A 25580-nucleotide genomic window follows, 5' to 3' on the forward strand; every position below is an offset into this window, starting at 1 on the left:
CGTCCCGCCCGTCCTTTTTGGACGGGCGGGACGCCCATCCCACAATAACAATTAAAATTGTAAGTTATTTAATTCGCTATCCTTAATAACTAAGGTATTTTTAAACCCGCCCCCACCCAGCGACAGGATTTTATGAGGGTCACACTTACCGGAAACGAGAGTTGAAAACTTTGTTAAGGCAGTTTGTAGCTGCTCGATCGCACAATCAACTCACCTTGACTGGGGTTGCGGCTAAAAATAAAAGCTCCTTCTTGAGTTTCACCGCTTGACAAAAAATCTATTTGTTGGTCGCCGGATTCTACAACTTCACCGTTGACGCGGAGTTCGGCACTAATTTGCACGGATTCAGCCGTTTCGCCGCCAGTGTTAGTTACTGTAAACGGCACGTAAAATTGCCCTTGAGTTTCGCGAATAGGCGTGTTGCGAGTGACAGAAATAACCGGAGGTTCCTCTTTTTTAGTCACCCAGTTGTAGATTACGAGTCCGGTGAGGGTAAAAAGGATCGAGCAGGCGATCGCAAATGTCACCCATTCAGCAGGAGTTCTTTTTTCTTGCTGTTCGTTATTACTTTCACTCATACCGCCAACCTCCCCGCCGCGCCGCCAACAGCCGCAGGCAATCCCAATACTAACGTATAGTTCAACCAAATCGACCACGGGTCGTCAAAACTGAGTTTGTGGAAGAAAAACATCATAAATGCAGAAGCCGCCAGCGACACTAAATAGGCCATGACAGTTTCGCTGAGGGGGCGCTGAAAAATCCCTTGCTGCTGCTGCCGTTTTGCTTGATAAGTAAAGCCTGCTACAAATACAATACCGTAGGAAATTAGCAGGGAAGCGGCGATAATTGCTAATTGCCAAGGCGGCGAAATACCTGCCGCTAGCATGGGAATTTCGTCAGTTGGGGCGATGTTGAAAGCAATGATCATCGCGCCGATTAAAGTAGCGCCGATATCTGCTACAGTTGGATTGATGCTAGGTTCCTTTTCGCTGTCTGAGCTTTGATAGCGATCGCCGCTCAAGAAACCGTTTGCCAGGGCTACTCCCAAGGCAAACGGCAGGCCTTCAAATATGATTTTCCCCAAAGTTTCTTGCAGCGGAGTTTCCGGCGTAATTTCCCTGAGCAAAAACAGGACAAAAGCCGCGCAAACAATGCCAATGGCGATCGCTTCTACGGTATCGATTGCAGCATCTAGCCAGCGGATGTCCTTAGTTTTGCGAAAACCTTCTGTGCGAGTCAGCAAGAAAACGACGATAAAGGTAGTTGCGATCGCGATCGACATTTCCGCTGGTTTAGTATACGAACCAATCCACCAAACCTCCATCGTATAAAGCAGCGGAATGCCGAATAAAAAGCCCCCCGATGCACCTCGAATGATGTCGTTTAGTTCATTTTTCCACGGATTTTTGCGCTGTTTTTTTTTCTGGTTCATTTTTCAGTTAAAAGGTCCATTAAAAATTATACAAAATTTCCCGTGCTTATAAATCCCGTTGCCAAATCTTGATAGTTTTGTTATCACTTCCACTAACCAGAGTCTGCCCATCCGGGCTAAAAGCCACAGAGTAAACTCCCCATGAATGCCCCAAGAGACTGCAAATTTTATCTCTGGTATCGAGATTCCAAAGTTCGATAATACCAGGTTCCGTACTATCCTCTTCGCTGCCAGAATCCCACCCGCCACTTGCTAAAATTTTCCCATCAGGGCTAAAAGCTAAGCAGAAGTCCCCCATTGAATTTTCCGCAAGAGTATAGATTTCTATTCCCGTGTAGAGATTCCACAGCTTAATAGTTCCCACACAGTGCAAAGTCGCAAAAGTTTCTCCATCGGGGCTAACAGCGATCGCATAAACAGAGTCCATACCCTCCTGCCAATGCTTTGTCCAGATTTCATCTCCAGTGGTTAAATTAAAAGCTACTGCACTTAGAGAAACATAATCATCTGCACTGCTACTAAGTAGAATCTTTCCGTCAGGGCTGAATAAAATAGCCAAACTATAAAATACTTCTACTGGCCACTTTAAAGTCCGAATTTCTTCTCCATTTCTAAGGTTCCAAAGTTTGATAGTTGTGTCTTCACTGGCACTTGCCAGAGTCTTCCCGTCGGGGCTGATAACTACAGAAGTAATTATGTCTGAATGTCCGGTGATGGTGTAAATTTCCTCTTTAGTGCTGAGATTCCAAAGCTTGATAGTTTTGTCCTTACTGCCACTAGCAAGAGTTTGTCCATCAGGGGCGAGAGCAATGGATGTAACCCCTTGTGAATGTCCTGATAAAGTGTGAAGTTCTTGCCCTGTGTTGAGGTTCCACAGCTTAATTGTGCTATCAGAACTTCCGCTAACTATAGTCTGTCCGTCTGGGGTGATGACAACAGAACTTACCGCGCTTGAATGCCCGTGAAGGGTGTGTACGCATTGCCAGTTCGGAGTTGGAAACATTTGATATTACTCCTCGTACTCATCCATTAACAACATTTTTACTTATTGTTTTCAAGACCATTAAAGTGCAAGCTGAATTTCGGAAGATTCTCCCAAAGCTTCGTTGACAACAATCAGTTTTCCTTGACTATCTGCCCCTAATTGTTGATTGGCATTGAGTAATTCAATTCCATAAATAGTACCGTCGGGGGCAATGTCCACATTCATTTGATCGCTAACTTGGATAGTTTTTACCTGTGTGGTTTTTTCTTTGAGGTATATATAAGCTACGTTGTATCTTGGATCGTAAGTCAGTTTCACGGGAACCTCCTGCTCAAAAGAATTTGACAATTACAGTGATAATTATCCAGTCTTCGCCTTCTGGGGCTGCGATCGCCTCCACTTTCTTCATAGCATAAACTTTTCCCTGCCACTCAGCATTGAAGGAAAAGTTGCGCCTAAATCCGGTTCTGCCAAATTGAGCCGGAAAAGTTGTGCCACTTTCAACAGTAGCAATTACTTCTGCCTCAGTTGCACCTCGCTCAATCAATCGTGCTTGAGCATGGGGATGTAATCTAACGCTCACGTTGCTATTACCTCCTTTTTGCCTCTTTATTTTTGCACTAACTTAATTCACCACAGCCGCGCATAAGCATCAAAATAAAGGCATGAGTGTCCCACAACAACCTCATTCCATATACTCCTTAAACTCTTCTAGCGGTTCGTCAAAATCATCGGACATCCCAACCATTCCTTTAGCACTTCCTGCTTGCGGATTGGGTTTAGCTTGTTTGGGAATTCCTACCAATTTTACAACAGGCTGGTTATCTTGAGTAATCGCAATTTCTTCCCCTCTCATCGCCGCTTCGATTAATTCCAAAAGCTTTTCTTTTGCCTCAAGAATGTCTACTTGATACATAATTCGGGCCTCCGCATACAGTTGGAAATTTGAGAATTGAGATTTGCCGTGACTAATGAAGCTTGCGATCCTGTATTTTCATCAAAGGAAAGACCAGATTTGTTTGACTCTATCTCGCACTTGCACCAAATCATCAGGGGTTAATATTCCCAGTCTCCTTTCAACTAAACTTTTTTGTAATGTGTTCAGTTTATGTAAGCGAACCGCTGAAGGTCGCTTTAATCCTGCTTTTTGCCATTCCTGAATTTCGACATCAAAGGTTGTACGAGGGATTTGACTGGTTATCTTGGCAACAATCATATCTTCATCTCCTGTGTCCAACAGTACCAAACCAGGACGGTGTTTAGTTTCGGCTGTACCCGCAAACAAGAATGCGACTATAACTAATTCTCCAAACTGATAATTAGTCATTGCTCAATCCTCAGCGTAAATTGCATCTTCTTCGCTGCAATCAGCAAAGAATTGTTCGGCGGCAAGACGCTGCCAATCTGTTTTTTCCTCTACTTCATCTGCTTCTGAGTTTGTTTGTTCATTCACCAGAATTATCACTCTTACATCTTGGTTGACTGCCAAGTATTTTAAAATGTCATCGGTCAAGTTAATTTGGCCTTCCGATGTAACTTTTGCGGGAAATTCGTAGGCTTTCATCATGTTAATTTTAGATTTGTGTTTACCCAGTTATTGCTACTTTAACATAATCTCAATTAGACAAATCTCCCTCCAAATCAACAGACTGTAATTCCATATCACCAGACTGCAACTGAGCGGGAGTAGCCGGAATCGCCGCAATTATTGCATCGATTACCTTAGCCACCGGAATAATCTCCATTCCTAACTCCGGCACCGGTTGATTCTTAGGAATAATCGCCCTTTTGAAACCCAATTTCGCCGCCTCCCTCAGCCGCAACTCTAATTGCGAAACCGGCCGCACCTGTCCCCCCAAACCCACTTCCCCAAGCAAAACAGTGCGTGCATCAACCACCCGATCGCGAAAACTGGCCACAACGGCGATCGCAACTGCCAAATCCGCCGCCGGTTCATCCACCTTCAACCCGCCCACCGTCGCCAAAATCACATCTAGTTTAGATAAAGGAATCCCCACCCTTTTCTCCAAAACAGCTAAAATTTGCTGCAATCTAGCATTGTCCACACCAGTAGTAGTGCGGCGCGGCGAACCAAAACTCGCAGGGCTGACTAACGCCTGAATTTCCACTAAAATCGGTCGAGTTCCTTCGCAAGTAACAGTCGTCGAAGTACCCGGAGAAAATTCATCTCTATTCCCTAAAAACAACTCCGACGGATTATCTACTTCTCGCAAACCGTTGGCTACCATTTCAAAAACACCGATTTCGTGAGTCGCGCCAAAACGGTTTTTCATCGATCGCAAAAGTCGATGAGAAGCAAAGCGATCGCCCTCAAAATACAGTACAGTATCTACCAAATGTTCCAAAACCCTCGGCCCGGCCAAAGCTCCATCTTTCGTAACGTGACCGACAATAAATAAAGTAATATTTTCCCTTTTCGCAACCTGCATCAAAGCCGACGTACATTCCCGCACCTGAGCCACCGAACCCGGAGCCGATGTTAAACTAGCAAAATAAATAGTTTGGATGCTGTCAATCACCGCCACATTCGGTTTCAGCGCTTCCAACTCCCGCAAAACAACTTCTAAATCCGTCTCTGGAAGCAAGTAGAAATTCTCCGCTGAATTGTCCTCGGAATCCTTTTTAGCTTCCCCGTTACTGCCAGATTTATGCCCGCCGTTGCTTGACAATTCAACCGGATTAGCCACGCCCAAACGCTGCGATCGCAACTTCACCTGCTGGCCGGACTCCTCCGCACTGACATACAGTATCCGATCCTTGCGGGCCAACATATTCGCCACCTGCAACAGCAGCGTCGATTTCCCGATTCCCGGTTCCCCCCCAATCAACACCAGCGATCCCGGAACAATCCCGCCTCCCAAAACTCGATCGAGCTCGCCGTAACCAGAAGGCCAGCGAGACTGAGTTTGGTCGGAAATCTGCGATAATCTGAAAGATACCCTTGGTTGACCCTTCGACTTATCAGGGGGCGAACCGCCCACTGTCTTAGTTGTCACCCCAGTTAAACCAGCCCGCGGCACACCAGCAGTAGGTTGCTCTAACTGCTCGTCAAAAGAATCCCACTTCTGACAGCTAGGACATCTGCCAAAATATTGTGGTGAATCATAGCCGCATTCCCGACAAATATATTGTATTCGAGGCTTAGGCATTGTTTACTATGATAAATAGTCACCCTAACATTTAGAAAAGTCTGAGTTAAAGCAATTATCAAGCTTTCAGACCGATCCCCACACATGATTCAATTTGTGTCTTCTATGATAGGGTACAAAAAATTAACATTATCTGAAATGTAACTTAAGGAGTGCTCGGTAACTTGGAAAACCATAAAGAAAAAATTCTGGTAGTTGATGACGAAGCCAGTATCCGCCGCATTCTGGAGACTCGCCTTTCCATGATTGGCTACGATGTCGTCACCGCTGCTGACGGCGAAGAAGCTCTCGAAACCTTTCGCAACACCGAACCCGACTTAGTGGTTTTGGACGTGATGATGCCGAAGCTAGACGGTTACGGCGTCTGTCAGGAGTTGCGTAAAGAGTCAGACGTGCCTATCATCATGCTAACTGCTTTGGGAGACGTAGCCGATCGCATCACCGGTTTAGAATTGGGCGCCGACGATTACGTCGTCAAACCTTTCTCTCCCAAAGAACTTGAAGCCCGCATCCGTTCGGTACTGCGGAGGGTTGACAAAAACGGCGCATCGGGCATTCCCAGCTCTGGAGTCATCCACGTCACCAATATCAGGATTGACACCAACAAGCGCCAAGTTTACAAAGGCGACGAACGAATTCGCCTCACGGGCATGGAATTCAGCCTGTTAGAACTGCTTGTCAGCCGTTCTGGAGAGCCTTTTTCGCGATCGGAAATTTTGCAGGAAGTCTGGGGATACACGCCCGAACGCCACGTAGACACCCGCGTAGTGGACGTTCACATCTCGCGGCTTAGGGCAAAGTTGGAAGACGACCCCAGCAATCCCGAATTAATTCTCACCGCCCGCGGCACCGGCTATCTCTTCCAGCGAATTGTCGAAATAGGAGAAGTAGGATAAAGTCAGTTGGCAGTTGGCAGTTGGCAGTTGGCAGTTGGCATTAGTTAAATTACCAACTACCAATTACCAATGACTAATGACTAATGACTAATGACTGCTGACTAATGACTAATGACTGCTGACTAATGACTGCTGACTAATGACTAATGACTAATGACTAATGACTAATGACTAATGACTAATGACTAAATCTGATCCCAATAAAGTTTTGCGGCAATTGCCCTTAGTTGCAGGAGGGTTAGCAGGTACGCTGCTAATGGTAAACCGGTTGCTGACAGAGCAAATTACAGATTCTCAAGCTCGATCGGACGCTTTGGGAGTAATTATCAGCGCTTTGCTGATTTTAACAGGTTTGCTGTGGCAGCAGGTGCAAGCGCGATCGCCCGATTCCGTAAAACTTATCGGCGAAGAAGGTTTTGAATTTGCGCCGGATTTGCCGGAGGCTGTGAAAATAGAATTAGCCTGGGCGTCGCGTTTGCTGTTGACAAATACCGCCACAAGGTCGATCGTAATTGTGTATCAGGGAAAAGTTCTATTGCGGCGCGGTATTTTAGGCATCAATCCCGAAGTCAAACCGGGGCCAATATTGCAGCGAGTGCTCGACAAAAATAAACCAGTTTATTTAGTAAATCTCAATATTTATCCCGGCAAAATTGAATTTGACTATTTGCCAGAAAATACCCAAGGAGTCATCTGTCAACCTATCGGCAGCCAAGGCGTTTTAATCTTAGGTGCTAACGCGCCCCGCAGCTACACCAAACAAGATGAAAACTGGGTGGAAGGCATTGCCGACAAACTAGAAAATACCATCAATCGATTTTAGATTTTAGATTTTAGATTTTAGATTGTGGATTGTGGATTGTGGATTTTAAATTTTAGATTGTGGATTTTAGATTGTGGATTGTGGATTTTAGATTTTAGATTTTAGATTGTGGATTAGGGATTGTGGATTTCACAATGCCAGCCCGCGTCTTGGTGCGATCGTCTTCGAGGGCTGCGCTAACGACGGATTTGCCTCATTCTCGGTGTTGGCTATCGGCAATAAACAAGATTTATTACCGATAATATCTTTTGAAAAGAAGAAGATCCAGCGCTGCCCCCAACGAAATTTCCAGGGTTTGAGGGTCTTCTTAACCACCAAGACGCGGGCTGCGTGTACAGGGCGCATCTTAGTCCTCAACAAGACTCTCCGGGTGCGCTAGGCGCACCTTACTAGCTCAAAACTCGCAACTCAAAACTCAAAACTCAAAACTACTAGCGAGCCCAGTCAGTACCGCGCCACAGCGTAAAAAACAAAACACTAGAAATCAGCGCGCCCAGCAGCCACTTAACAGCATTTTTAAATAACCCCAAGCGCTGACTTTGCTGAACCGCAGCACTTTGCGTCTGTAACCGTTCCTTAGCCGGAGTAATTCTCGAAAGAATTTGCTCTTTCAATTGCTGTGGGTTTTGCGTATCCGCTTGTACCCCCAAACGAGTAAGTTCCCCCGCCAAATTCCTTAAATCTTCAGGACTACCCTTATTCAGCCGTTCTTCCACCTGCTGCAACTGAGCTAATTGTTGGTTTGCTTGAGTAGTAATTTGCTGGTTGTTTTGGTTGTTGACGTAGATAGTGCCAAAAATTCCCAAAGGCAGCATCAACAGAAAAACCAGACCTAGCAGCAGACAAACCCAAGACAAAACCTTCAAAAAAACTTCTTCCAAGCCTCTGCGATCGTACCCTTCTCCAAAAAATATCAGCGCCATTGCCAGTAAAGGAACTGGCACCCGTTCCACTACAGCCCCAATGGTTTGCAATTCCCAGAGGCGATTGCCAAAATTGGCTGGTATAAGAGTTGCGATCGTATCTAATACAGACAAAATTAATAGACCGTAGCCAATCCAACGCAGTCTGTAGATAGAAAAACCTTGTTCGCCTTGTATGTCATTCATAAAATAATCAGAGTTGTTGTTAAGAAAAATGTCTCTTGACCCCGCTCAAGAACGGATACAAGCCCCCGACAACAGTCGTGGAGAGTCAAAAATTTTAGACTCTTGTTCCAGCTTCCAGATTCACCTGTGGAGTAAATCTAAAAGCTAAAAGCTAAAAGCTAAAATCGACTGAATCGAGTCAAGGATCGGGGAATCGCGGCTGCCACCACCCATACCAAGAAACCCAAGCATTCTCTAGAATTTTTTTGGCATCTTCTGGAGTTGTTTTATCCAAAGGCACAGACATCTGAGTCCACAAACAGCGCCGGTCTTGAATATTTCCCCTACCCAACAACCAAAACAGAATACGGTTTGGGTGCCAATCGCGAGTATTTCGATTATATCTAAACTGTTGGGAAGTTACTGTAGCACTGCCACGAGGATTGATACACGAACTCAAATACAGTCGATTTGGCTGTTGCAAGATTCCGTGAAATCCCGCGCCTTGAGTGTTTACTAATGCTAGTTTACCAGGAGACGACTTGAGAACTGTATGTCCCCTCATCATACCTTCCACTGCCCCAATGGTGTCTACCGCATAGCGCATCTCTATTTCTAGAGCCATGCTATTTTTTTGATATTCATATTTCCTGGCCGCTTGGAATTCTGAATTGTCGCTAAGTTCGATCGGCGCGCTCTTGTTTAGTTTCCAATCGGCTAGAGGCACCGACTCGGGAAACTCAAACGGGGTGACCAGATGCTTGCCGTCCGATGGATATAAAACCACTTTTCCGGCAACCAACAAAACCCCTCCCAAAGTAACAGCCAACAGGGAAAGCCTAAGTGGTTTCCAAGAGGTAATAGCCATTAGCAATTCTGTCCTTCCTTATTTTGGGGTTGGTCTTTCAAAATAGCAAACCAGCAGAATAGCCCGAAAATAAATACAGCAATCATCGAAAATATTACCGAACCATTTCCTTCGTGCCAGTATTTAAATGCTTCGGGTTGAGATAGCGATACCAGCACTGCCAGGAGACCAACTCGCGCGGCATTAACTACAAATGCAGTAATTATTGCCACGAATGGCAATACAATTTTCTGAGCCGTAGTGGTAGGAAACATCAGTAAGAAAACCAGAGCTAGTCCTAACAATTGTAGCATCGCATTCACCCCGGAACAGCCGTGATTCACTTCCACGCTGCCCTTTTCCAGGATGAGAAAAACCCCTTTTCGCACCACGTCAAATCCTACATAGTGCAGGATGAAAGCTGAAAATTTAGCGGTTAATTGGGGGACATCAACCAATACTCCGATCAATCCTGGAGGAATAGCTGTATAGCCAAGAATTAGAAGTTCCTGCCAATATTGTTTCAGTCCTTTTGTGCCGGAAGCAAGCAAGGCGAGACTGATTCCCGACAAAAAAGGCGTTGCTCTGATAAAAAAGTCGTATCCCGATATCGAGGAACTTTTGAGCAATATTAAAGCAATTAACGATGTCCCAAAGAAGCTGGCGAAAATTCCGCTTTCAAAAGTTAAGGATTCGTGCCTTTCCCAAATGAGAAATGCTACGACTCCCCAAAACAGTAACATTGTACCGAACAGGTCAGTGTCGTTTGTTCTGGAAGTCAGAGTTAGGTGTAAGGCGATCAAACCGGAGGCGATGCCTAACAGCCAGTATTTAGGTTCTTGGACGTGCTTGAGCGAGTTTATTTCGGTCATTGCTGCTTTTTGTTTTTACTAAAAGCTTCTAAAATGCTTAATGTGTTGTAACTCTATTAAAATTATCAGCTACAAACACTTAAATTTATGCGTTTGGGGTGATTTTTCACTAAATCTTCACAAAGATTGACAAGGGCGAATGTGTGTGATAGTCACCTGCACCTAATTAAATCTGAAGTTAGGAGCAAAGACCAAAGAAAACAGGTTTTTTAACTCGGATCGATCGCACTCAACTAAAGATTTTCCTTTCTCTCACCCGGTTTCTGCGCCGGGAGTTTAAATGTAAAGCTTGAAGGCAAGACAGAAACCTTTGTGGACGCACTCTCGAGCTGGAAAACCAGTTTTTTACTGGTTCTGGTTTTTGGTAGCCCGTGCGTCCAGGAGGAGATTAGTTAGAGTAGACTTTCCGGTAGTAAGTTTGATATTCCTCCGAAAGCAGGGGTTCCCACCACTCCCGATGGGCTAAGTACCATTCTACAGTCTGTCGCAAACCTTCTTCAACTGTTACTGAGGGAGTCCAACCTAACTCTGTTTGAATTTTGGTGGCATCAATAGCATAACGCCGATCGTGCCCGGCTCTGTCTTTGACAAATGCGATCAATTGTTCGCAAGGACGGGCGGGTAAATCAGAAGCTAATTCGTCCATTAGCTGACACAGCATTTTTACTAAATCGAGATTTTTTACCTCGTTGTTGCCGCCAACATTGTAGGTTTCCCCAGGTTGACCGCGGTGAATAACGGCATCTAAAGCGCGGCAGTGGTCGAGAACGTAGAGCCAATCTCGCACGTTTTGACCGTCGCCGTATACTGGCAGCGGTTTGCCCAATAACATATTGATGCACATTAATGGAATGAGCTTTTCTGGGAAGTGATAGGGGCCGTAATTGTTTGAACAGTTGGTGATAATTGTCGGGACGCCGTAGGTGTGGAAATAGGCGCGGGCGAGGTGGTCGCTGCCAGCTTTGGAGGCTGAGTAGGGACTGTTGGGCGAGTAGGCAGTTGTTTCTGTGAAGGCTGGGTCATCGGGGCCGAGACTGCCGTAAACTTCGTCGGTAGAAACGTGGAGGAAGCGCATTTGTGCTTTGAGAGATGCCTCATCAATTGCTTCAAAATGCTTGCGGAAGGCTTCTAACAGTGTGAAGGTTCCGACAACGTTTGTTTGAACAAAGGCTGCGGGCCCGATAATTGACCTGTCAACGTGGGATTCTGCGGCAAAGTGCGCGACTGTGGTGATGTTTTCTTCTTTGAGCAAGGTATCGACTAAGGTACGATCGCAAATATCCCCCTGCACAAACCGAAAATTTTCGCCTCCTTCCAAAGTTGCCAGGGTTTGTCGGTTTCCGGCGTAGGTTAAAGCATCGAGTACCACTACTCGATCGCCCGGATAGCTGCTGCACCAGTGATGCACAAAATTCGAGCCGATAAATCCAGCCCCGCCCGTCACCAACAATCGGCGAGGGGATCGCTCAATGCCTTGATTCGCGTTGTCTGTCATAAAAATAAGAGTTTTTCCAATAACTAAGCCTTTACAAAAGTAGCCTTAAAAGTAGTTTGTCACCAAGTGTTTGCCGCTCTGTAATTAAAATTTCTACTGTCTCCGCACAGTTAGACAGATTTTTTTAATAAAAAGGCGATCGGGTGCGATCGCCAATTAGTCGGTTAGTTCAGTCCATTGTACAGCTCTCTGAAAACTAGATCCGCGAGTTTCCGACAGCTAGCATTCCGAGCATCTGCGAGGTTGCCGCCGCGCTTTTTAGTTCCGTCGGCGTCAAAGGCGCGTCGCGTGAAATATTCCCGCAGTTCCACTTGTACTGGGGTGTAGGACTGTCCTTTGAGTCGCTGCGGTTCAATGCGGCAGTTTACATACGTCCACAATGTCGATCGCGTGTTTGCACATCCCGTCCACTTACCGCCGCCGCCACCAGCCCGCACTTGACCGCTAGACTTCTCAACCTTGCCGAGGCCGCAAGCTTGCCGAAATCTGCGAAGCGCGCGCTTCTTTGGTAGGCACAAGAAATCTTCAAACGGGTAAATTCTGCTAAGTATCCACCCGCGCTCGCGGTAGCCAAAGGCGAAGCGGTCAAAAACTCGGTGATAAGGATCGAAGTCAGGCTCGCACAGCAGATTGGTCAGTCTGAACTCAATCCCAGCTTCGATGTCGTGGAGTTCGCAGACGGTCGCGGCAAATTGTCGCGTCATTTCGGAGATGTTTGCCCGATCGCACTTTTGCTCTTTGGAGTAGTGATTTTCAAATCGAGCCAGAATAGCCTTGCTCAAAAAATCTCCCTTGCCAGCGAGCCATGCCCAAAATGCAGGTGGTTTGCCGACATCGAGGGAACCGTTCGGTCTGACACTCTTAACATGGGCACGGGATGGATATTCCCAAGCGAGCCTGCTTTTGATGGAATTAACAAAGCTCGTTTGCTTGCGCGTTGTGGTTTTAAGGTCTAGCAGCGCGCGTCGGATTTGTTCAATTTTGGGGTTAAGCTCTTTAACCCAAAATCGGCGATCATAAATTTCGAGATAATGGCGGCGGTACAGTTCGCAGAGCACGAGCGCGTCGAACGGATCATCTTTGTTATCAGTTCCCCCTAGCGAGCGCCGCGTGGCTTTTACCATACCCTGATCCGCTATCACCACAAAAACCCCGTGTTTCCTGAGATGTTTTCGCCAATAGTAGGAGTATGTGCCGGTGCCTTCGAGAATTGCCACAGTCGGAGCATCGCCGATATTCTGTAACAGACAGTCTAATTCTGTCACTTCGTAAACTGAGTGGACGGCCGCAAACTGAGGGGAGAGATAGAAGTCTCTAAGTGCAATTTGGGGGAATTTTTCAATCAAAACCGCGTCAACGCGGTGCGCTGACACGTCAAGTCCGAGTATTTTTAACATCAATTTCCAACAGTTAAACCGCTTACATAACCCACGAATCACCCAAGGAGTTGCCTCCACATCCGCACAGGGGCTTAGGCGCTTTTATCGTGCGGCGAGGTTGGAATTCGCCGCACGTTTGCGATTAGTTGTTTGTTCCCACGAAACAGTAAGGGCTTTATTCAAGCCCACCTCACCTCTGAAGAACTAGAACTAATGCGAGGTCGCAACCCTTGCCCGCTACTCCCCCTTAATAAGGGGAGTTTCGCTACTGGGTTCAAGTAGCTCGTCAGGCGGGAATTAAACCGATCGCAACTAGCGACACATAAACATAAAGTGCTTTCGGTTGCTTGGTGATTGCGCTCGGTTCTACATCCTCAAACTTCTTGGCTCTGAGGATATCGTTAGCAATATTCACGGCCTCAGCCAAACAACAATCAGATGATTTGTGCGAACCTAAAAACCCGCGAGATTTGGCGGATTTTATAACTACGAATGTCTGTTTAAACTCTTCATCGCTGTAAGCATCTGCAAGCATTTTTTTAGCATCGGCAAGCAATCGCAAAACCATGCGACTGTTTTTATTGGTAGACTCCATAGGGGTATTTGTGGAGGATGTCGAATTAGAGTTAGTTGGCGAATTGTCAGGATTTTTGGGTGTCATTGGATTGAGCCCAAGTTGGTCTTTGGCAAGGCGACTCCTAGAAGCGATCGAACGTCGAACCTCGATCGCTTTTAGGTTTTAGATTTTGGATTTTAGACTTCGACTAAAAAAGAGTGTCCGTCAGAATTGTCGCGCAGCGCTTCCACCATTCTTTGGATAGACGCTTCCTTGTCGTCGGGCGACATTTCCGCAAATGTCGCGCGACCGACGACTGCAACAATCACTAAAGCGTCTTCTATGTCGCACTTAAGCGCATCGGCTAGCATTCTTATCGCTACACTAGATGTAATTCCAGTAGAGATGATCAAATGCTTTTCCTTTTCTGAGAGGTCGGTCAAATTAAACGCCCGCGGTGCAGCTTCATCCTCATCGCCGTCGGGGACGATGCGAATGCACTGCAAGTTAAGCTCGCAACTATCCAAGAGGTCGCTAAGAGTTTCCCGCAGTTCCGAAAGCGCGCGATAGTGGCCCTGCAACTTCAAGATAAGATTCGACACGTTAAAGTCAATCTCTGCAATCTCCCTCTTCATCGCATCGTCAATTGGCGGCAATGCAGAATGCCGGAATGTGTAAATGCTTGGTTGTTCCATTAGTTTTTTGGGGTAGGAAGCGATCGCCTAGCTCGAAGGCGATCGCACAAAGAAGCGAATAATGCAGCAAGTACAAATGGTGGAGGCTTACAGCATGGCATCACCTCCCCAAGGGGGCGAGCGACAGCTCGGCTCCACACCAGCAAAGCCAAGCGAGTAACTGTCAATCAGATTATCATCGGCAAAAGGGATAACTGCAAACCTGTTATAAGGCTGTTTGGTTTTGGCCGCTTCGAGCGGTTCCGTCTCAAGTCCGACTTTACCCAGTGCGCCGAACCAATCACAGATGCGCTTGTGACTAAAAGCGTCGGGGGATGGTGTCGGGACTTTTTCGGGGGGATGGAACAAGTCGCTTAAGTTCCATTCCCCGACAACCAACAGCCGCCAGATTTCATAGAGGCTCTTGAATTTCCGTTCTAGACTTCCTAGTCTCAAAACCCATCCCCCGGTGATGGACTTGGTTAGATCGAGGCAAGCAGCGCGCGCGAGTTTTAGCACTCGGATGAAGCTGCATTTTTGCACCGGGGTAATATCCTTTGCCTCGTTAATTGTCTGTGTGTGCGATCGCACTTGCTGCATCAACTCGGCATTTTCGGCCCGCAGTCGGGCAATTTCTGCCAGTGCCGCGTCAAGGTCGGAGAGTTCGTTTTGCTCAAAAGTGCGATCGACATCGAGGGATTTTTCGATCGGCTCCTGGTCTTGAATGTCGATCGGGTTAAGTGACTGAAAAACGGGGAACGGTTGACCAATTAGCGCGGCAACCCAAGTCTCGCGCCGGGTTTTGTTGCCGTCGGGGATAATGCCTAGTTCTTGGGCAATTTCCTTGAGTTCCGGCAGTAGATGCTTGTCTAGCAGTTCGCGGGTGTAGATGTGCAGTTCCATAGTTTTTAAGAAAGAGCGGGAGTGTGCCTGCCCGCCCTCTTTATGTTGGGGTGTGCTCTGCACTTGCACGTGCAAAGGTACATATTCATAATTGCACGTGCTAAGATTAGTGTCAAGACTAGCACGTGCAATAATTGAGGGTAATTCGATATGGCTAGAAACTATGGAACAACGGAGTCAGGGCCGGGAAAAGAAAGCAACAGTGAACGCGACAGTACGCTTGGAGCCAGAGGACTGGGAAGCGCTAGAGGACAAAGCGAAAGAGATGGGGATGGCATCTCGAACGGAATTACTCAGGCAAATAGCCAGGGGGTATATCGAAACGAGGAAAGCCCTAACAAGTCAGGAGCGGCAAATTTTGGGAAAATCTTAAGCCAGTTGAGAAGTTTGCAGCAATCCCACCTGGCTTATGTAGAAGGACACGAAGAAAGACTTCGCGCCCGTTTAAAAGCCGCACAAGAGCATCACAACCAAGTGCTAGATCAAATGAAAGCCCTTGAATTAGAAATTCTTGATCTCCTAGGCGAGGGTGAGAGCGAACCCGGAGGAGCTTAACTCCACAAATAAAACCAGGTCTATGTAGGGGCCTGGTTTTTACATTTACAACACTCCCAAAAGCTGACTACACATAAATGCTTTCTCATGGGAGCCGATTTATCAGTATCACTGCAAAATAGAACTCCTCAACATCATGCAGAGACAACTATCAATTTTCGACACCCTCCAACCGCTAGACACAGCACTAGACAAACTGAAGGCTGGGGACTGGGTGAAGTTACGCCGCAAGACTGCTAGCGCCGCTTACTGGAAAAAGGGCGAGGTTGTGCAAATCGAAGCAGTACACCCGGTTAACGGCAGCGGCAGATTTTGGAACGAACGGGCGAACGATTGGGCATACTTGCACCCCGATGATGTGACACTGACAGAGCCGTCGAGTGATTTTGTGTCGCCGCGTGCGATCGTACCTGTTGCAGAATCACCAGCGCCACCAGATGTTGCAGAATCACCAGCGCCGCCAGATGTTGCAGAATCAGAACCCGCAGCGGGGAAACTTGATTCTGCAACAGGTCAGTCGATCGCACCTGTTGCAGAATCAGAATCGCCGCTTGATTCTGCAACAGGTCAGTCGATCGCACTTGTTGCAGAATCATCACCCGTCCCCGGTGAAATTGATTCTGCAACAAAGGCAGTATCAACGTACCGGCCGAAAGGTTCCGCTAGAGGTGGGGAGTATTTCCGGTTTGTCTACCGTGCGGGAACTAAAGTTAAATCAGTGCACATTCCCGGCGGCAATTCCGGCTCAGTTTTGGCGCAACAGCGAGCGGCCGAAGTGATGGAACTTTCCGCCGCCGGAGTTCCATCACTTGAGATTGTCGAGCATATCCGTCGCTGGAGCACGCGCCGTCAGGAGCCGACGTGGTGAACCCAAAACTCCCCGTCGTAAGCGCAAGTCTCCTTAATCAGTCTGTAACTGTAATTCAAACCTTCCCCAGATACGCTGGTATCGTAGCCGGTGTTGAAGTATTCCCCGTAAGGATCGTTGACGATTAGACCCCGCGCGTCATAGCCACGAACTACGATTATGTGGCCCGACCGGGTAAACATCCCGTGAATGATGCACGGGTTGCCAGCGACGATCGACTGCTTGATTTTGTCGATCGACCCGTACCAAGTAAAGTCATCAGAGCACCCGTGAGCTCTGATGACTTTTGCTATGTCCTCTGCAGAATGGCGGCTTAACCCATTGTCATAGACATATTCCCAAAGCTCATCTTCTAACTGTTTGGCTGAATTTTTCGACCTCACCCCATGATAATCGAGGCACATCGCCGCCGATGTCAAGTTACACGTCCCTTCAGGGTGATAAACATTGTCTAACTGTGAAAAGTGGCGAACGCTTAAATTTCTCATGGCTCCTGTTTTCGAGGCGATGGAGCAAGCAAACCGATTAACGAACCGACACAAATAGATGCTAGATTATTCAACTCTTGCGGCATCTTCCTGTCTTGATGCGGCGACAACACCACACCGCCAACAACGACGGAACTACAAATAAAACACAGGGTATAAACTATAGCGCGGTAAGCTTTAATATCAAGCATGATTAAGGCTCCTAAAAACCCGTATCAGTTTCTTTGAAACTGTTCGAGAAGAACTGATCCATATCTGAGTCACCACTTCTTGGTTGGTAGCCATTCTTTGCCGCGTTGAACTTTTCTAAATCTTTCACTCGCGACCGCAAAGATATTATTAATCCCATTGAGGCGTCTAGTTTTTTTTGAACAATTGCTAAGCGTCTTAATCCTGAATTGTTCGCCGTCCACAATGACAGGACGGCTGCTGCGATACTCAAACCGCCTGTTATATACTCTATTTGTGCCATTTTATGCAGGTTGCTTTATTTGAACCTCGAAAGATTTTATCCACGGCTTTGGGTAGAATTTTAAAGAATAATATTCCTGTCCTTCAATCTCGGAAAAATTTATCAATTTCCAAGCGTTGAGCGGCAACGTAGTAGACCCGCCCTCAATATCCAATTCCCCAAGCGTCCCGAAAACTTGCACCAATTCCCCGGCGACACGCCATGTTTTTTTAGCAGTTGGTGAGGAAATTAACACCAAGACAATCGGCAAGTATAAATCGACTGGGAAGTAAATCGGCTCGACTTCCCAATTCGTATCTCGAAAAAATTGCCCCGAAAAAGTCGGAACCGTCATGCAGCACTCTTAAAGGAGGCTAGCGGCTTAAGCTTGGATGGCTCTGTGAATGTCGAGTCAATATTAATTCGCGTCCCACTTTCAAGTATAAAATAAGTTGGTTTGCGGGTTGCATCAAACGCCGTATTTATCCAAAGTGCGATCGCGGCAGACGACATATAAGTCGGAACCCTGAATGTCATCCATTTTTTGCGCTTGGTGGTTTTCGAGTTTACCAGCGGCGCATCCCCGCCAGTAGTGGGAATTTTGATTCTCTTGTCCGGCAACTTCTGGCCTTTATTCGAGTAGGAAACGCCGTTTCCTTTGTTCGTTATTTTTGGTGTAGTGGTCGAAACCGGTCTTTTCGGCTCAGCCTTTGTCGCCGTAGATTGAACGACAGTTTTAATCCCGTAGTAATTACGAAAGTCCTCTCGAACGTAAAAGTTAATGTAAGTAGTCGGTTCGAGATAGGCTTGTACTAATACTCGCTGAATCTTTGGCGTTGCCGTAGCTGCCTCTATCTCTTTCTCGGCTTGTTCTGCTGTTTGTGGTGCTGTTGCCATTTTCAAATCCTTTGTAGAACTAAGATATCAACCAATGCTGACTCGACGGTTGATAGCAGTATTTATTGCTGCGAGGGCAGCAACTGGAATGAAGAATTAAGTAAATAATTCTGTAGCGTTGGCAGTCACTCCATTCGGCCCCAAAGTGACAGCCGATGGGATAGAAAGCGCTACCGAGTAAAGTCCGGTTAGCTCATTCTGCGTAAATTGGGTAATGATTGTCCGGTTCTGCGGGTTAGTTGTTGGCGAAGATTGAAGGTCTGCGACTATTCTCAAAATTGCCAACAAAGCGTCTTCTACAGTTCCAGCAACAATACTATTAGGGGGCAGTGCAGTCATTTTTTTGCAAATTTAAAAGTGTTCTTAGATTCTATCTCGTCAATCCCTTGCGTGACAAGAGTTTGGCTTAAAATAATTCAGAAGACAGGCTTACAGAACCTTAAAGTTCTATAAGTTCAGTTACATTAACAGAGTAGAGTAAGATTGAAGAGGTAGTAATATCAGAAAAAACACCAAGAAAATATGGCAAGTATCACAGCAGGAGGTAGCGCGACAATTGCAGCAACCACGGTTGAGGGTCAATTTCTACAATTGATTGAATATTTCCAATCGCTAGAAGCAGCGGGTAACAATACCACTAATTTCTTTTCGGGAACTTACGACTCGGACACTCTAATTTTTTCTGGGAATTTCAGCGTCCCTGTAAAAATTAACGACTTGTTGAATTTAGTATTTACGGGCGACCCGGACACAGGCAGTTTTCCATCCGGCACATTTACGGCTGGAACTGCCGGAACGTTTACCGCCCCTCTAGCGATTAATTACTTCATTCAAGTAGTTAACCGACTGATAAGCTTGCAAAACGATTTCAGTAAAAACCCGCAGAAAATCCAAAACGTGACGGCGAGTATAAATCTGAATCGAAATTTATTAACGGGTAGCTTTACCGTTCCGTATACCAAACAGTCCACATCTACGGGAATTGCAATTAATGCCGCGTCTTACTTGCTGTAAAACACATCAAAATAAATACTAAAATGGCAGACTATACTTTCCACTCGCTTGTCGAGCCGCTCAAAAATAACAGCACAATCCAGACAATTTTAGATGTAGACGCGCTCGCAGCACCTGCCAAAGTTGCGTTATTGGCTTATGTAGCTTCGCTAGGATTGCCAACAGCGGAGACTCAACATTTGACTTGGGAGAATATCGGAGTCGCGGTCTTAATCCGCAGTTTGGCGCTGACATACTATTTACCATCGCTAGGAACTCAAACACCCGCCGCCGATGTCAAAAGGACTTCGACACTGCGCGACCGCGTGACAGAAATGCAAAAACTGCAATCTGCATATCCTAAGTGTCAACTTCTGATTTATGGCAAAACTACGCCGGCAAGTGAGTGGATTTGGCTAAACACCGAGGTAATTCAAAACTCAGGAAACCAAGTTAATACGCTCAAATTGCTTCCCTACATTAACCAGATGGAAGATTTCGCACCCGGTCGGGGATGCGCGATTGGCATTCAGTTTATTGCAGATGCGGCGACGAGCGCGACGCTTCCGCAAGCCGGCGATAGAATCACAGCCCAGGGCTCGGTATTTTTAGATGTCAATCCGATCGCCGACTCAAAAAAAAATGATGGAGACAGTGCACTAGAGTCGAGGCTCGCCGCGCTTGAAACATTATTGCAACCATTTGGCGCGGCAACGGCGACGGTGGCCGGTACAACCGGATTGGTATCCGGTGCGGCAGTCGGGCAAGCTGACTTTATACTCAGGGGCGATCGCACTTGGCAAACTCCGGCGGCATTCGTGCGGATGGTTGGCGCGCAATTAATAGAAGGAATTAAAACTTTCTCTCAAACCATTATCGGGAATAAAAATATTCGATGTGTCGGAGCCGATGATTTAAGTACATTGTCAAATCAAAGTCAATCATATATGTTTAGTGTCGGAAGTGGTGGATATTTCGGCCTCACTTCTGCCGTTGCGCCAACCAATACAAAAATAATAGATTTCGGGTTGTCAGATGTCGGAACTTTTAGTATAAGGCGGTTAAATGATGCTTATAACGCAGTTATCTCGACTCTGTTGCAGTTCGATGCTTCCCACAATTTAAGATTATTTAATTTTACTAATCTTGGGGGAAATGTTTCTATAAAAATCGCTAATTTTACCGGAAATCTCCCAAATACTCAGGGAGAGAGATTGTATATTCCGTTAGGTTTTGACAGTGCTAAAGTTTTGGCGGCTTTCCCGTTCTCGCACTTTGATGTCAACGGCAGAATGCCACCTAAGTTTAACGGTCTGGCCGGCTATGAGTACGAATCATATATAGATGAGAATTTAATTATTTTTATGCTGCACCCTACAAATTCGTGGATGATTGTAAACAAACCTTGTTCGTGCTTAGTTGTTTACAGTAATTAAGTTTAACGAAAGTCATGAGCAAGATTAACTTTAGCACCGAAAACCCAGAAATTGAAATCACCCGCGCGATCGGCAAAAAGAGCGATGGAAAAATTACGCTCAATACCGAGGGCGGCTCAATTGAAATAGACCTCGGCTTCGCATCCATCGGCGCAACAACTGACTACGGCGGCGCAATCTCTGTCGGATTATTGGGGCAAGAGATTACTTGGGGCCGAGAAGGTGGCACAATCCACATCGGAATCGGTGGCTTCGCTGTCGATGTCGAGGCAAAGGATTGTATCGTCACTGAGGTTAAGTCTATTTTCGGTCACGTTGTAGCGCAGCGCAGTTATCCCGATCCGGGATGTGAACTGCCAGAACCGCCAGAACCGCCACAACCGCCAGAACCGCCTGGTTTGGTCGATCCGATTGCTGTTCCCGTGCCAGATACCGGTAGTGGATTGGTATTTGTTCATTGCAAGTACGAAGGCATGAGTCCTCTAGCTATGGTTTCCCGAAAGTATCTGCTAAGCTACCAGAAAAGAACGATTCTCAGCCCAATCGAAGATCGATTGCAGGGCGTAGTCGCTAGATGCCCCGTGGATATAACAAGCAATTACACAAGTAATCATCCAGAAAGTTACGATCCAGCATCAGGGACTGTATATACTAAAGGACTTAGACTTCTGACGTATCGTGCAATTTATTATAATAGAACCGAATCGAGGCTAAGGACGGCACCGCTCACCGAACGGGCTAGCATTTATGCTAGCAGCGCATCAACTCCGGGTAGTAACAAGCCATTATTCTTTTGGGGTGCTTTTGCAGATATAAAAAATTTTATAAAAGTTGGCAAAGAAGAAGCGGAGAGGGAAAAAGCCACTTTCCCAGAGGACTACGGAATGACGGTTTATATTCCCTACGTCTGCATCCCGTATTATGGAGAGATAGGAAAATCTAAGCCTTTTTTACCAACAGGAAACAAGCCACCCATGAATAACTGCTGCGAAGAAGTTCTCGATATGCTCGAAGACATTAAGGAAGCCTACGGAGTCGATCGGATTCTAAAGGATAAGTTTCCAATTTCTAATGTTTTTATGGCCCCGGAATGCGACCCGGCAAGCCAAACTATCGCTAAGAATTTCTACGAGATTTTGCAGTGTTTGTTTAGAACGCTCGCCCACGGGTTGATTTTTGAGCCGCGCGTCAGCATCAAAGACGCGGACGCGGCAAAAGCCGGCGATCAAGAATTTAAAGCTAAATACCTCAACGCGACGGGATGGGCTTCGGCAGTAGCAGAGGCGTTGTTAGAAGTAAAAGATGATGGAAATATCAGCACGAACATGGACGTTCGCAACAGCTTTGCCGTCACTCAGACAATGGTAGGGTTGACCGATGCTATTTACAAACTAGAAGCAATTATTGATATGTTGGGGATTGAAGTCGTCTCAAAAGTGCGGACGGTAGAGACACCTTTTAACTTGCAAATTCAAATCGGGAAAGGTTTTGGCGGTAACAACGAGCGGCAGATCGACTTAAACACCGACGAAGCGACAGAAGCGCTGTTGCCGGAATTATTAAAAGTCAAAACAAACAAAGTGAAAACGCTCGATATTCATCCTCGCAGCCGTTCAATAAAGGAAATCTTAGAGTCTATCGAGGCAAACTTGCCAAGTAACAACAATGGCTAAAGTATCAGTGGTCACTCAAGGCGATATCAAAGTATTTCTCACTAGGTTAGTGAGGGATGATGTGAGGCAGTTGCGCCGCGAAATGTCAATGGAACGAATCAATATCTTAAGAACTGTAGGTGTCGGCAATCTGAATGATTATATTGAGGAGTGGGAAACAGATTTTAGCGGTTCGACAACATCCACCAAGCCGCCAGAAGCTAAAAATAAAAAGCTCAAGCGCATCACCAAGACAAAACGCAATCCTAAATCGTGAATCCATAATATTAAAAGGAATGCTGAAGTATGAACTCACCGGCCGGCGTAACTGCCGAAAATTCTAGTCTCGCAATCTCTCTCGGCTTAAAACTCGGCAACTGGTTCCAAGGTATCGGCAGTTCGATCGGTGGCATCCTGTCGCGGGGACTGCTGAACGTCAAAAACTTGCTCGGCAACATGGTTAACGGAGCTAAGGAGTTATTTGGTGCGATCGGTCGCGGGGACTGGAATATTTTCAAAAATTGGCTCAAGGAAGATCCGATCGCAGTTGCGGCCGGTGCCGTCGCCGTCGTATTAATCGGCGGCGTAGTCGTTGGGGCCGTCGCCGGGGGAGTCGCGGCGCTCGCTGCTGCGGTCGGAAGTGCCGGAGCTATTGGCGGCGTAACTTTAGCTGGCATTATGCCGGGTTTGGTACAGGGTGCGGTTTCAGCCGGCGAGGTTGTCTACAACTTTGATTTCAACAAATCAGACGATCAGTTACTCAAAGAACTCAACCAAGGGTTTATTAATTTTGCAGGCGTTGCCGGAGAGTCGCTCGGCCGATCGCTCGCTAACTTTATCATTGGCGCTGACAAGCTTCCAAAATTAAGGGTAGACCGCAACGCGATGCGAACGTTGTTTCTGGTTCTGGAGGATGAGTCTGACACCGGTGAAGAAATATTGGAAGAACTTAGTACGATTGGCTGGGCTATCTTCAAATTGGCAAGGCAAGCTTTATTCTCGATCGGATTTATGAATTTCAGGAAGTGGGCCAAGCAAAATGTGAAAACCGGCATCCCTTGGGTGGACAAAGCTATCGCCTCCTGGGGAACCGGCAAGCCGCTGGTTATTAGCGACAAAGTAGAGGAATTCTACGAAACTGTAGAAGAAAATAACGCGGCGCTCGGCAATCTTTTACAGAACTTCGGGGAAGGTTTTGGAGAGGGAAGTAAGGAAGCCGTTATCCGCCGATTTGTGGTCTACAGCTAAATACTGGAGCAACCAAGATGACGAACGAACGAACACAGAACAAAGTTGCCCGAATTCTCGCTAAAAGTGATATTACCTTCACCCGGATTGATGGCCAATCAAGCGACAAACCATCCGAACAGTCGCATTTTGATGTCTACGAGCTCACTCTCGACAAAGAAGAGAATCCAATCAAAATAATGATTTCTGGTTCGCAGCCGTTCATTGCACTGCAAGCAAGTCTACTGCCAGCGATTCAGCAACTCATCCGAGCCGAACTATCCCGCGCCGACTTGGCTCAAATTGTCGGGTATCCCTACAACGAATATGTTGAACAGCACGTCGCCCCAGTGAGTGTGCAGATTCATTGGAGGTTGTCGGGAAAGCGGCCCTACGAACCAGTCAAGTTAACCAAGAAACTGGGAGACAAATCACCGCCGCGTCCTTTCTTGACAATCCCAAACATTCACCGCTCAAAAATTACCTGGGATAATATCTTGGCTGCGGCGGGTGGCGAGAACGGTTACACCTATGGCGGGCATTACGCGGTTGCATTGATGGGCGACAAAACAACAGACGCGAAAATTGGCAAAGGTGGCCAGATGAAAGCCTATGCCAGCTCGAAAGGGGCGGCGACTGAGCTGGTAGAGCGGGCCGCCGAGTTGAGCAAGTCTCGCATTCTGCGGTTGGTTCATGGTGAAGAAGCGCGATCGACTAAATCAAAAGTGAAAGTATTTCCCGCGTGGTTTCTAATTTTCAACTCTCGGCTGGCGCAGAAAAACCGCGAGCTAAACATCAGGACAGACACCGGCCAGAAAATCCAACTCGGCTACAAACCGGCCGATGTACGGGAAATTATCCGCAAGTGTTTGGAGAAGAGTTAGTCGCAGTTACTCCAAGTAAAACTTTTGCGACTCCCAAAAATCTTTATTTTTTCCGCCAAGTACCGCGCTACCCGGCTCTATCCTGCTGTTCGGCTGCGGATCATCCCAGCAATCGAAGTCTTCAAAAAGTTCTGGCCGCTTTTCTATGTACCACTGCCAAGCGCCGTCCCACCATTTCCACGCTTGCCAAAAACCGTGGGGGATAATCGATCGCTCGACTTTGTACCCTTCAGCGTCTCTATACCATTGCAGCGGGCAAGCGTTAGCAAACTTGTACTTTGCATAAAAAAAAGTTTGTGAGTAAGGTACTGAAACCTCGCGCGAGTGACAGTAGGGAAGTTTAACGGCTTCCATGAACCCGTCTCTAGTTAGTGTCTGTGACGGTTAACTGTTTTAGACCAGTTAGCGAAGGCTGCAGCGGTACTATTTCGGCCTGCAGTTGGTTATCACGCCACCATCCCCAAGTACGACCGCGATCGACAAATAACGAGCCGGGTGTAAAGTGGTTTTCTAGCCATTGCGGCACTACCTCGATTCCTGCTAATACTTCTTTAATTTGTTTTCGCGCGTCGGGTTCTGTTGCTGCGTTAACTACTTTTATTATCCTAGTCTTAGCGCGGTTTGCCTCGCTGGGGAAAGTAGTATTTAAGTATTTCCCGATAGCTTGTTCCAGTAGTTTTTTAAACATTCTCTATTAGCTCCTTTCCATCGTTCTTCCATATCCCAGCGCCGATGATGGGAAAGCTTTAAGTCTATACCAAACTTTGCCAAGTCTAGCGCAATTTTCGGCGTGGAACCGCCCCAAATCTCGCGACTGTTGCGGGTTAATCTCGTCAACTAGCGCTACATACTTGTACTTTGTTGCCCATCTATCAATTTCGCGATAAGAGTAGCCATTGAGTGAATACCACAAACCGTCTATGTACTTGCCTATCCATTCACTTTTCCATATTTGAATTGAATACCCTTTATAAAGCATTATTTGTCTAGTAAAGTGCTATCGCTGATA

Annotated in this window: 38 protein-coding genes; 12 read left to right on the top strand and 26 right to left on the bottom strand. The window is 46.6% G+C overall.

Annotated elements, in window-relative coordinates; genetic code table 11:
• Window positions 1-173: 173 nt before the first annotated feature.
• The 9 genes from QUB16_RS05455 to radA form a co-directional block, all read right to left on the bottom strand.
• Window positions 174-578, bottom strand: a complete 405-nt coding sequence (locus tag QUB16_RS05455) for a TIGR02588 family protein (RefSeq protein ID WP_333314612.1) — start codon at window positions 576-578, stop codon at window positions 174-176.
• Window positions 575-1432 carry a TIGR02587 family membrane protein gene (locus QUB16_RS05460; RefSeq protein ID WP_333314613.1) on the bottom strand — a complete coding sequence of 286 codons (858 nt, stop codon included), beginning with the start codon at window positions 1430-1432 and terminating at the stop codon, window positions 575-577. The genes QUB16_RS05455 and QUB16_RS05460 overlap by 4 nt, the downstream gene beginning before the upstream one ends.
• A 46-nt stretch (window positions 1433-1478) precedes the next feature.
• Window positions 1479-2435, bottom strand: a complete 957-nt coding sequence (locus QUB16_RS05465) for a WD40 repeat domain-containing protein (protein WP_333314615.1) — start codon at window positions 2433-2435, stop codon at window positions 1479-1481.
• A 60-nt stretch (window positions 2436-2495) separates the two neighbouring features.
• Window positions 2496-2735 carry a DUF2283 domain-containing protein gene (locus QUB16_RS05470; protein WP_333314618.1) on the bottom strand — a complete coding sequence of 80 codons (240 nt, stop codon included), beginning with the start codon at window positions 2733-2735 and terminating at the stop codon, window positions 2496-2498.
• A gap of 13 nt (window positions 2736-2748) precedes the next feature.
• Window positions 2749-3000, bottom strand: a complete 252-nt coding sequence (locus QUB16_RS05475) for a DUF4258 domain-containing protein (RefSeq protein WP_333314620.1) — start codon at window positions 2998-3000, stop codon at window positions 2749-2751.
• Window positions 3001-3102: 102 nt separating this feature from the next.
• Complete coding sequence (locus tag QUB16_RS05480; protein ID WP_333314623.1) at window positions 3103-3333, bottom strand: type II toxin-antitoxin system prevent-host-death family antitoxin; 231 nt, start codon at window positions 3331-3333, stop codon at window positions 3103-3105.
• A gap of 81 nt (window positions 3334-3414) precedes the next feature.
• Complete coding sequence (locus tag QUB16_RS05485) at window positions 3415-3744, bottom strand: type II toxin-antitoxin system PemK/MazF family toxin (protein WP_333314625.1); 330 nt, start codon at window positions 3742-3744, stop codon at window positions 3415-3417.
• A gap of 3 nt (window positions 3745-3747) precedes the next feature.
• Window positions 3748-3984 (bottom strand): hypothetical protein, encoded by a 237-nt coding sequence (locus QUB16_RS05490; RefSeq protein WP_333314628.1) that lies wholly within the window; start codon window positions 3982-3984, stop codon window positions 3748-3750.
• A 49-nt stretch (window positions 3985-4033) separates the two neighbouring features.
• Window positions 4034-5587: a DNA repair protein RadA gene (gene radA / locus QUB16_RS05495; RefSeq protein ID WP_333314630.1), complete on the bottom strand. Its 1554-nt coding sequence runs from the start codon at window positions 5585-5587 to the stop codon at window positions 4034-4036.
• Between the two features lie 164 nt (window positions 5588-5751).
• Between radA and rpaB the strand changes: the two genes are divergently transcribed.
• Window positions 5752-6483, top strand: coding sequence for a response regulator transcription factor RpaB (gene rpaB, locus QUB16_RS05500; protein WP_071587789.1), 732 nt, complete (start codon window positions 5752-5754; stop codon window positions 6481-6483).
• Between the two features lie 181 nt (window positions 6484-6664).
• On the top strand, window positions 6665-7306 hold the full coding sequence (locus QUB16_RS05505) for a cofactor assembly of complex C subunit B (protein ID WP_333314632.1): 642 nt from the start codon (window positions 6665-6667) through the stop codon (window positions 7304-7306).
• A 431-nt stretch (window positions 7307-7737) separates the two neighbouring features.
• Here the strand turns inward: QUB16_RS05505 and hpsJ-A are convergent, their stop codons facing one another.
• The 6 genes from hpsJ-A to QUB16_RS05535 form a co-directional block, all read right to left on the bottom strand.
• Window positions 7738-8415 carry an HpsJ-like protein, cyanoexosortase A-associated gene (hpsJ-A, locus tag QUB16_RS05510; protein WP_333314636.1) on the bottom strand — a complete coding sequence of 226 codons (678 nt, stop codon included), beginning with the start codon at window positions 8413-8415 and terminating at the stop codon, window positions 7738-7740.
• Window positions 8416-8593: 178 nt separating this feature from the next.
• Complete coding sequence (locus QUB16_RS05515) at window positions 8594-9262, bottom strand: cyanoexosortase A system-associated protein (RefSeq protein ID WP_333314637.1); 669 nt, start codon at window positions 9260-9262, stop codon at window positions 8594-8596.
• Window positions 9262-10113 carry a cyanoexosortase A gene (gene crtA / locus QUB16_RS05520; protein WP_333314640.1) on the bottom strand — a complete coding sequence of 284 codons (852 nt, stop codon included), beginning with the start codon at window positions 10111-10113 and terminating at the stop codon, window positions 9262-9264. Before crtA ends, QUB16_RS05515 begins: the two co-directional genes overlap by 1 nt.
• A gap of 388 nt (window positions 10114-10501) precedes the next feature.
• Entirely contained in the window at window positions 10502-11608 is a 1107-nt protein-coding gene (gene rfbB, locus QUB16_RS05525; protein ID WP_333314643.1) for a dTDP-glucose 4,6-dehydratase, read from the bottom strand.
• Window positions 11609-11772: 164 nt separating this feature from the next.
• Window positions 11773-13005 carry an IS110 family transposase gene (locus QUB16_RS05530; protein ID WP_333314645.1) on the bottom strand — a complete coding sequence of 411 codons (1233 nt, stop codon included), beginning with the start codon at window positions 13003-13005 and terminating at the stop codon, window positions 11773-11775.
• A gap of 268 nt (window positions 13006-13273) precedes the next feature.
• Window positions 13274-13555: a hypothetical protein gene (locus QUB16_RS05535; RefSeq protein WP_333314648.1), complete on the bottom strand. Its 282-nt coding sequence runs from the start codon at window positions 13553-13555 to the stop codon at window positions 13274-13276.
• Between QUB16_RS05535 and QUB16_RS05540 the strand changes: the two genes are divergently transcribed.
• Complete coding sequence (locus QUB16_RS05540) at window positions 13554-13730, top strand: hypothetical protein (protein WP_333314651.1); 177 nt, start codon at window positions 13554-13556, stop codon at window positions 13728-13730. The genes QUB16_RS05535 and QUB16_RS05540 overlap by 2 nt on opposite strands.
• Window positions 13731-13740: 10 nt before the next feature.
• On the opposite strand, the gene QUB16_RS05545 is transcribed toward QUB16_RS05540, so the two are convergent.
• Both QUB16_RS05545 and QUB16_RS05550 read right to left on the bottom strand, forming a co-directional pair.
• Entirely contained in the window at window positions 13741-14238 is a 498-nt protein-coding gene (locus tag QUB16_RS05545) for a hypothetical protein (protein ID WP_333314654.1), read from the bottom strand.
• A gap of 87 nt (window positions 14239-14325) precedes the next feature.
• Window positions 14326-15120, bottom strand: coding sequence for a hypothetical protein (locus QUB16_RS05550; protein WP_333314656.1), 795 nt, complete (start codon window positions 15118-15120; stop codon window positions 14326-14328).
• A 163-nt stretch (window positions 15121-15283) separates the two neighbouring features.
• On the opposite strand from QUB16_RS05550, the gene QUB16_RS33495 reads away from it, so the two are divergent.
• From QUB16_RS33495 to QUB16_RS05560, 3 genes are all read left to right on the top strand, one after another.
• Complete coding sequence (locus tag QUB16_RS33495) at window positions 15284-15493, top strand: plasmid mobilization protein (RefSeq protein ID WP_445251100.1); 210 nt, start codon at window positions 15284-15286, stop codon at window positions 15491-15493.
• Window positions 15494-15507: 14 nt separating this feature from the next.
• Window positions 15508-15675 (top strand): hypothetical protein, encoded by a 168-nt coding sequence (locus QUB16_RS33500; protein ID WP_445251101.1) that lies wholly within the window; start codon window positions 15508-15510, stop codon window positions 15673-15675.
• Window positions 15676-15811: 136 nt separating this feature from the next.
• On the top strand, window positions 15812-16543 hold the full coding sequence (locus tag QUB16_RS05560; protein WP_333314661.1) for a hypothetical protein: 732 nt from the start codon (window positions 15812-15814) through the stop codon (window positions 16541-16543).
• Here QUB16_RS05560 and QUB16_RS05565 read toward each other — a convergent pair.
• From QUB16_RS05565 to QUB16_RS05590, 6 genes are all read right to left on the bottom strand, one after another.
• Window positions 16525-17031, bottom strand: a complete 507-nt coding sequence (locus QUB16_RS05565; protein WP_333314664.1) for a C39 family peptidase — start codon at window positions 17029-17031, stop codon at window positions 16525-16527. The two genes, QUB16_RS05560 and QUB16_RS05565, sit on opposite strands and share 19 nt — an antisense overlap.
• The gene (locus QUB16_RS05570) at window positions 17028-17222 is read right to left on the bottom strand and encodes a hypothetical protein (protein WP_333314666.1); all 195 of its coding nucleotides are present in this window, start codon (window positions 17220-17222) and stop codon (window positions 17028-17030) included. Before QUB16_RS05570 ends, QUB16_RS05565 begins: the two co-directional genes overlap by 4 nt.
• 11 nt (window positions 17223-17233) lie before the next feature.
• Entirely contained in the window at window positions 17234-17503 is a 270-nt protein-coding gene (locus QUB16_RS05575) for a hypothetical protein (RefSeq protein WP_333314668.1), read from the bottom strand.
• Between the two features lies 1 nt (window position 17504).
• Window positions 17505-17837, bottom strand: coding sequence for a hypothetical protein (locus QUB16_RS05580; RefSeq protein WP_333314670.1), 333 nt, complete (start codon window positions 17835-17837; stop codon window positions 17505-17507).
• On the bottom strand, window positions 17834-18379 hold the full coding sequence (locus QUB16_RS05585; RefSeq protein WP_333314671.1) for a hypothetical protein: 546 nt from the start codon (window positions 18377-18379) through the stop codon (window positions 17834-17836). Before QUB16_RS05585 ends, QUB16_RS05580 begins: the two co-directional genes overlap by 4 nt.
• Window positions 18380-18475: 96 nt before the next feature.
• Complete coding sequence (locus QUB16_RS05590; RefSeq protein WP_333314673.1) at window positions 18476-18718, bottom strand: hypothetical protein; 243 nt, start codon at window positions 18716-18718, stop codon at window positions 18476-18478.
• A 183-nt stretch (window positions 18719-18901) separates the two neighbouring features.
• Between QUB16_RS05590 and QUB16_RS05595 the strand changes: the two genes are divergently transcribed.
• The 6 genes from QUB16_RS05595 to QUB16_RS05620 are packed head-to-tail and all read left to right on the top strand — an operon-like array spanning window position 18902 to window position 24571.
• The gene (locus QUB16_RS05595; RefSeq protein ID WP_333314674.1) at window positions 18902-19393 is read left to right on the top strand and encodes a hypothetical protein; all 492 of its coding nucleotides are present in this window, start codon (window positions 18902-18904) and stop codon (window positions 19391-19393) included.
• Between the two features lie 23 nt (window positions 19394-19416).
• Window positions 19417-20808, top strand: a complete 1392-nt coding sequence (locus QUB16_RS05600; RefSeq protein ID WP_333314675.1) for a hypothetical protein — start codon at window positions 19417-19419, stop codon at window positions 20806-20808.
• Between the two features lie 14 nt (window positions 20809-20822).
• Window positions 20823-22481: a hypothetical protein gene (locus QUB16_RS05605; RefSeq protein WP_333314676.1), complete on the top strand. Its 1659-nt coding sequence runs from the start codon at window positions 20823-20825 to the stop codon at window positions 22479-22481.
• Window positions 22474-22737 (top strand): hypothetical protein, encoded by a 264-nt coding sequence (locus tag QUB16_RS05610; RefSeq protein ID WP_333314678.1) that lies wholly within the window; start codon window positions 22474-22476, stop codon window positions 22735-22737. The genes QUB16_RS05605 and QUB16_RS05610 overlap by 8 nt, the downstream gene beginning before the upstream one ends.
• Before the next feature lie 29 nt (window positions 22738-22766).
• Window positions 22767-23708 (top strand): hypothetical protein, encoded by a 942-nt coding sequence (locus tag QUB16_RS05615; RefSeq protein ID WP_333314681.1) that lies wholly within the window; start codon window positions 22767-22769, stop codon window positions 23706-23708.
• A gap of 17 nt (window positions 23709-23725) precedes the next feature.
• Entirely contained in the window at window positions 23726-24571 is an 846-nt protein-coding gene (locus QUB16_RS05620; protein ID WP_333314683.1) for a hypothetical protein, read from the top strand.
• 6 nt (window positions 24572-24577) lie between these two features.
• Here QUB16_RS05620 and QUB16_RS05625 read toward each other — a convergent pair whose 3' ends face one another.
• Genes QUB16_RS05625 through QUB16_RS05635 form a run of 3 tightly spaced genes read right to left on the bottom strand, consistent with a single transcriptional unit; the run spans window position 24578 to window position 25550 of the window.
• On the bottom strand, window positions 24578-24925 hold the full coding sequence (locus QUB16_RS05625) for a hypothetical protein (protein WP_333314685.1): 348 nt from the start codon (window positions 24923-24925) through the stop codon (window positions 24578-24580).
• A 10-nt stretch (window positions 24926-24935) separates the two neighbouring features.
• Entirely contained in the window at window positions 24936-25259 is a 324-nt protein-coding gene (locus QUB16_RS05630; RefSeq protein WP_333314687.1) for a hypothetical protein, read from the bottom strand.
• A gap of 6 nt (window positions 25260-25265) precedes the next feature.
• Window positions 25266-25550, bottom strand: a complete 285-nt coding sequence (locus QUB16_RS05635) for a hypothetical protein (RefSeq protein ID WP_333314689.1) — start codon at window positions 25548-25550, stop codon at window positions 25266-25268.
• Window positions 25551-25580: the final 30 nt, after the last annotated feature.

Origin of the sequence: Microcoleus sp. D3_18a_C4 (genome assembly GCF_036702415.1) — a bacterium.
In the GTDB taxonomy this organism is placed as follows: domain Bacteria; phylum Cyanobacteriota; class Cyanobacteriia; order Cyanobacteriales; family Microcoleaceae; genus Microcoleus.